Origin of the sequence: Xanthomonas sp. D-99 (genome assembly GCF_017746145.1) — a bacterium.
Classification (GTDB): Bacteria; Pseudomonadota; Gammaproteobacteria; order Xanthomonadales; family Xanthomonadaceae; genus Xanthomonas; species Xanthomonas cissicola.
Genome location: NZ_JAGHWU010000100.1, coordinates 1 through 6,652 on the forward strand (window position 1 = coordinate 1; position 6,652 = coordinate 6,652).

Annotated in this window: 5 protein-coding genes and 1 pseudogene; 2 read left to right on the top strand and 4 right to left on the bottom strand. The window is 63.3% G+C overall.

What is annotated here, in order from left to right:
- The 3 genes and pseudogenes from J7360_RS21705 to J7360_RS20505 all read right to left on the bottom strand — a co-directional run.
- Positions 1–303: pseudogene (locus tag J7360_RS21705) on the bottom strand (hypothetical protein); the annotation flags it as partial.
- Between the two features lie 23 nt (positions 304–326).
- Positions 327–1,244, bottom strand: coding sequence for a hypothetical protein (locus J7360_RS20500; protein WP_254894371.1), 918 nt, complete (start codon positions 1,242–1,244; stop codon positions 327–329).
- A gap of 491 nt (positions 1,245–1,735) precedes the next feature.
- Positions 1,736–2,326, bottom strand: a complete 591-nt coding sequence (locus J7360_RS20505) for a TetR/AcrR family transcriptional regulator (RefSeq protein WP_057663647.1) — start codon at positions 2,324–2,326, stop codon at positions 1,736–1,738.
- Positions 2,327–2,396: 70 nt separating this feature from the next.
- Between J7360_RS20505 and bdcA the strand changes: the two genes are divergently transcribed.
- Entirely contained in the window at positions 2,397–3,110 is a 714-nt protein-coding gene (gene bdcA, locus J7360_RS20510; protein ID WP_057663650.1) for an SDR family oxidoreductase, read from the top strand.
- Between the two features lie 274 nt (positions 3,111–3,384).
- Complete coding sequence (locus J7360_RS21710; RefSeq protein ID WP_343237363.1) at positions 3,385–3,621, top strand: hypothetical protein; 237 nt, start codon at positions 3,385–3,387, stop codon at positions 3,619–3,621.
- A 212-nt stretch (positions 3,622–3,833) separates the two neighbouring features.
- Here the strand turns inward: J7360_RS21710 and J7360_RS20520 are convergent, their stop codons facing one another.
- Positions 3,834–6,506, bottom strand: a complete 2,673-nt coding sequence (locus tag J7360_RS20520; protein WP_057663656.1) for a M1 family metallopeptidase — start codon at positions 6,504–6,506, stop codon at positions 3,834–3,836.
- Positions 6,507–6,652 lie beyond the last annotated feature (146 nt).

A 6,652-nucleotide genomic window follows, 5' to 3' on the forward strand; every position in this document is an offset into this window, starting at 1 on the left:
AGTTTGAAGTTGTTGTTGACACATTTGCGCCTGCGGCGGAATTGCTGGCTGGTTTGACGCGGCTAGTTGCAAGCGTTGCAGCACACTGGCATCCGCGGCGACGACCGGCCCTTGTTGTTGATTGGCGATTGCACCGGCAGACGCTGCGCCGACATACCGATCCAGTGCATCACGCACGACCTCTGACTGGCCTTGTCTGCGCTCATCAAGCATGCGCAGCGCCTCGGCCTGTCGATTGGCGTTGAACAACGCAGAAATCTGGTCAGCAGTCGCACGGATGTCTAAATCGTTGGATCTCGCCATTTCGCTGCTCCTTGCAGAAGTGGTCACTCGCTGATGAAACGGTCCTCACCATCTGGATAATCCGCACATGCCGGTTCGCCTGTGCGCTGCTGGCGGCACGGCCACTGCGCTCTGGGAACCCGTTCCACCAGCTCGAAGCGTTCGCCTGTCCAACGAAGAAAACCAAAATGGGCGTAAGACCCGACGCGCTTCGGGTCATCGGTGGCCAGCGGCTGGTCAGGATCGAATTCCATCAACCATCGCATTGTCGGCGCCAAGGGCAGCTTGTCATCGAACAGAAAAAGCTCCGAGCCGCCGTGGTCGTTTTGCCGGGCAACATCTTCTGCAGTCAGGCTAGGCGCTGGTGGAAACACCGCTGCACTGACATCGCGTGCGGTGCTGTCTTTGGTGACGCGATACGCCTTTCGCCCTTTGCCTGACTGGCACGCGAGGCCAGCTTCGCCCGCGCCGCATTTCACCGACCAGACCAAGTACACCGTTTTGTCGGGATCCGCACTTTCAAACGAACGGACTGTCAGATCACCCGCAACCACGGTGAAGTCCGCGCGCCGTCCCAATCCGGGTGCGGCCACGTACACGGCATCGCGCAGGCTCGCTTCGCGCGCTTGCGGCGAGGCGTCAACCGCATCTGCAGGCAGGGCAAGCAGCGCATGCGCAATATGCGCAGGTGCCGGGCCCTTGCAGAACCCATCCCTTAGCAAAGGCGCAGGCGATGAGCCCTGTGATTGCGTACGGTCCACACAGACTGCGCCCATCTGCCGTTCCACTTTGAAGGACACCCAAGATGAAGGCGTGGCAGCAGGCGCCTGAGGAAAAGACGATGCTTCGTGTGTACCAGTTAGGCGTTTTGCGGCAGCCTGTTCCATCGAAAGCCGTGCACACCCAAGCGTCATGATGGGCACCAGCGCGGTCGCAACGATGCAATGCGTCAGCTTCTTCACGGGCATCCTTGAACGAAGAGGGTGAACGTCCCGGACTGTGGCCGCATGACCAGGCTCGGTCAAGTGACCGATCGCAGACGAAAACGGTTCGGCGACACTCTCATTTCGGGACCGGAATAGACGCTGCATCACGCAAAGACACCATCTGGTAGGGACTCAGCGCGACTGTCCGGGGTGAGCAGCAATTCGGATGGCTCGGACCGTTCAACCAACACGCTGCGTGCGGCTCCATGTGATCGCCGGCATTGCACTAAGAGGTCTAAGTGGCCCGCGTTAAAACCAGCCTAGGAAATGGATGCCTATAGGCGCTGCCCTGCCCTTGCTGATTCGCCGCACCAGTCACCCAACAACGACTTCGCCTGAGCGACGGCCGATCACGACCATCTCGTACCACCCGCCCATTGACCGTACTGGGTAACGGCAAGCACACCCTCGATTAGCGAGCAGGTGCGCTCACACCATCGAAAGCCTTCTGCCCACTCGCACCCCGCCTAGTCGCGCAGCGCCGCCCGAATCCCCTCCCCCGCCAAGCGCGCACTCGCCAGCAGACGCTCCAGGCTCTGCCCATGCCGGGCGCTGGCGGACAGGCCGGCCATGGTGGTGCTGACGAAATCCGCCAGCCGGTCTGCGTCGTGCGGGTAGTGCTTGGCGATGTGGGAGCGGATCAACTCCTGGGCTGCGACATGAAAGCTGCAGGCCGCCTCGCGCGCCTGCGCGTCGTGGCTGCGCGTGCCTTCCAACACCAGGCAGCCGGTGGCGGCGGGATCTTCGGCGTAGCAGCGGGCCGCCCGCTCCAGTACGTCGGCCAACGCATCGGCCAGCGGTCGGTCGGTGTCCAGGAGTTGCGGCAGCGGGATCGCACCGGTCTGCGCGTAGCGGTCGAGGATGCGCGCATACAGGCCGGCCTTGCTGCCGAAGGCGGCGTAGAAGCTGGGCGGGTTGATGCCCAAGGCCTTGGTGAGGTCGGCCACGCTCAATGCGTCGTAGCCGCGCGCATGGAACAGCTGCTGCGCGGTGGAGACCGCTTGCTCCGCGTCGAATGCCCGCGGCCGGCCGCGGGCCCGTGAGATTTCCGTAGTCATTGTTACAAAACCCTTGACGGCAAGCCAAATCTATTATGTATTAATCGCTACATTAATAGCGAGGTGGTACATGTCAGCATTTAAGAACAAGTCGGTGTTGGTGCTTGGTGGCAGCCGGGGAATTGGGGCCGCGATCGTGAGGCGCTTCGTCGCCGATGGCGCGCGAGTGACGTTTACCTACGCCGACTCCGCCGAGGCGGCGCAGCGCCTGGCCGGCGAAACCGGCAGCACCGCGGTGCTGGCCGACAGCGCCGATCGCGATGCGGTCATCGACACGGTGCGACGCAGCGGGCCGCTGGATGTCCTGGTGGTCAACTCCGGCATCGCCTTGTTCGGCGATGCGCTGGACCAGGATCCGGACGCGGTGGACCGGCTGTTCCGCATCAACGTGCACGCGCCCTACCACGCCGCCGTGGAGGCCGCGCGGCAGATGCCACCTGGCGGGCGGATCATCGTGATGGGCTCGGTCAACGGCGACCGCATGCCGCTGCCCGGCATGGCCTCTTACGCGCTGAGCAAATCCGCGCTGCAAGGGCTGGCCCGCGGGCTGGCGCGCGACTTCGGGCCGCGCGGCATCACCATCAACGTGGTGCAACCGGGCCCGATCGATACCGACGCCAATCCGGAAAACGGGCCGATGAAAGACTTGATGCACAGCTTCATGGCGGTCAAACGCCACGGCCGCGCCGAGGAAGTGGCCGGCATGGTGGCCTGGCTGGCGGGCCCGGAAGCGAGCTTTGTGACCGGCGCGATGCATACGATCGATGGTGCGTTTGGGGCGTGACGCGGCGGCGTTTGGATTGATGACACTGTGGCTCGACATGTAGCGCAACGGACGGCGGCAAACGCCCTCCGTCGACGTGCAGGGCGAGCTGCTGTTGCATCGCAAGCGTCGTGATCCACGCGCATGATGCCGTTGGCCGTGATTGATCGTCTTCCCATGTCTTGCGCCGTATTGCATCTGCAATCGCTGGCTTGACCTTGCAGACCCTGTTGACCCTGCATTGCCTATCGTTCGTGACAAACCCAGCAATGGATTGACCAATGCGCATGATGTCATCCGGTCGGTGCTTAACCCTGCCCATTTGCGTGCTGCCATGCCCACCGATCTGGCGGTACGCACACCGGTTGCGCAGTCGCTGCAGCAACTGGAAACGGCCAGCGTGGAGCGGCAACGGGCCCTGGCGCAGAGCCAGCAGCAAGACATGGACAATCGGGTTCGCGAGAATATGTCGATGCGCATGGCGTGGTGCACGCAGCCAACCGCAGCCGGTCGGCCAGCGCGCCGCACCTAGGTGCGGCGCGCAGAGTGGCAGCACGCAGCACCGCGCGGAATCGCTCGACACCGAAATCGGCAGTCACCCCGCAGGCGTTCCACTTTCAGGCATCTAACCACTGGATCCCTTCGCTACTGTTGCTGGCCAACGCGCTTCACCTGCACTGGTGGCCCCTGCACCAAACAAAAAGCCCGGAAAATTCCAGGCTTTTTATGTTTAAACGCAACTCGTCAGTTTTTGTGCCGCTTCAACCAGGCCGCAATCTGCGGCACGCGCCGTTCGCGCAACGTCACGCGCGTCTTGATGGTACTGATGGCGGTTTCTGCATCGCGGCGCGAGGTGGGGGCCAGGTATTTGTCGGCATACGCCTCGATCTTGGCGACGGTCTCCAGCTTGCTCGACCCTGCGGCCAGGTGCGGGTAGTAACGGGCGCGCGAGGTGGAGTCGATCAGCGTATCCACCTGGGTGCGATGCGCCAAGGCGAAGTTGAATGCCAGCTCCGGGTGCTCGCTGGCGACATCGCCGATCATGCTGGCGCCAGTGGTGGCGCCGGGCTCGGCGGTGAGCGCAAGTTCAAGGGCGCGCTGCGCCAACGCCGGGTCCTTGGCGTAAGCGAGCAACGCATAAGACTGGTCGCGCAGCATCGAGGAGGTTTCCTTCTTCGCCATGGCATGCAGTGCGTCCCAGGTGGCGGAGTCGGCGTGGCGGGCGACGATGCGCAGCACCGTGCTACGCAACTCCGGCGACAACGTGCCCGGGTCGGCCTGGAACGCCGCGAAACGACGCCGCGCTTCGGCAATCACCTGTGCATCGTCCAGCGCGCTCAGGCTGTTGAGCAGGCTGGCACGCAGCTGCTTGGTCTGTGCACTGTCGTCCTTGCGCTCGTCCCAGCCGAGCGTGGCGAACTCGGGAGCAAGCCGCGCACGCGCGAAGCGCCGCCAGCTGGCCTGCGCCTTGAGGTCGCCAGCGAACAGGCGATCGATATTGGAATACGTTTCGGACACCACTTTCCACAGATCCGGCGAGCCACCGACCGGCACCTTGGCGGTGAGCTCAAGCAGGTCCGCTTCGGGCTGCAGGCCCACCGGTGCCAGCGCAGCGGTATCCATCAGCACACCCAACTGATCGACCACCGGCAATGCGTTAAACCCCTTGGTGAGCGCGGTGAATTGCGCCGGTCCATACAGCGTGCGGAAGTAGCCCTTCTGCCCGGCATTGACCACGACAGGCGCATTGCAGCCGGGCAGCTGCACCTGCGCGCTGCCATCCACCAAGACACGCACCGGCGTGCCGTCGGCCCCGCGCAGCGTGACGGGCACATGCCAGCGCAATGGCTGTTTGTCGGGGCGGTCGACGTTGTATTCGCCTTGTTTCAGCTGCACGGTCGTGGTGCCGGACGTGCAGCTGGCGCTGACCTGGATCAACGGCACACCCGGCTGCAACGTGAAGTCGTGCGCCACCTGGGTGAACTGCTTGCCCGGTGCCACCGCATCGATCTGCTGCCACAGCGCATCGGTGACGGCATTGCCGTATTGGTGTTGTTTGAGATAGCTACGCACGCCGCTGCGCCAGTTGTCCGCGCCTACAGAGTCTTCGAGCATGGCGATCACCGCTTCGCCCTTGTCGTAGGTGATCTGATCGAATGCCTGACTGGCCTGCTCCACGGTGGCGACGTGCTGCACCACCGGGTGGGTGGTGACATAGGCATCGCGCTGCATCGCCGCGCGGCTTTTGAAGGCTGCGCCGGTGTTGTCGATGTCCCACTCCGGGTGCAGCTTGTGCGTGGTGCGCGCCTCCATCCAGTTGGCGAACCCTTCGTTGAGCCACAGGTCGTCCCACCACGCCATGGTCACCAGATTACCGAACCACTGGTGCGCGATCTCGTGCGCGGCAACGGTGAAAACGCCCTGCTTGTCGTTGATGTTGGAGGTGGCCGGGTCGAGCAGCAGCGAGTATTCGAAGGTGAAGATCGCCCCCCAGTTTTCCATTGCGCTGAAGAACTGGCTTTGCCCGGGTGCGGCGATGTTGTCCAGCTTCGGCAACGGATACGGAATGCCGAAATAGGCGTTGTATTCATGCAGCACGTCGCGACCGAAATCCAGTGCGAACTGCGCCTGGTCCACCTTGCCCTTCTGCGCGATCACGCCGATCTCGGTGCCGTTGTCGGCCTTGCGCGTCGCCCGCTCGAAGTCGCCGACACTCAGGAACAGCAGGTACGTGGACATCCTGGGCGTGGTCTGGAAGACCACGCGCTTCATGCCGCCGGCACCATTGCTGGACGAGGCAACCGGCATGTTGCTCACCGCCATCTGCGTGGCCGGCGCATTGACTGCCAGGTCGAAGATAGCCTTGAAATTGGGCTCGTCCCACGACGGAATGAAGCGGCGTGCATCGGAGTTTTCGAACTGGGTGAACAACGCGCGGCGCTGGCCTTGCGCGGTGGCGTAATCCAGCGCGAACAGACCGTTGGCCTGGGTATTGATCACACCGCTGTAATCGATGGACAACACGTAGTTGCCCGGTGCCAGCGGTTTGTCGAAGGCGAAGGTGGCGGTCTGCGCCTGTTCATCGGTGCTGACCTTGGCCGCCTGCGGAGTGCCACCCTTGCGCTGCGCCAACGTACTGCGCGCGAAGCTGAGGTTGGCCGCCTGCAATACGATGCGGTCGGTGGCTTGTAGCACCACGATGTCGATGGCCACCTTGCCGTCGAAGGTCATCTTGTCGGCATGCGGGGTGATCTCCACCGCGTAGTGGGTGGGCTTGGCCGTGCGCGGCAACTGGCTGGTGACCTGCGCGGCCGATGCGCTGACCGCCTCCGGTGCAGCCACAGCAGCGTGAGCCGGCGCAATGGCCCAGGTACTGGCCAGGGCCAGCGCAATAGCGGTCACCAGGATCTGGCGCATGACATTCCTAAGGAAGGTCTGAACAACGAGACCTGACAGGGCGGAAGGTGGCGTCGTTCCGAAGAGTGGCTTTTGGAACTTCGGAATTTCGCCATTTCTGGCGCTTTCCGCGGGAATTTCCCGGTTCACAGACGCACGCTCCCCAT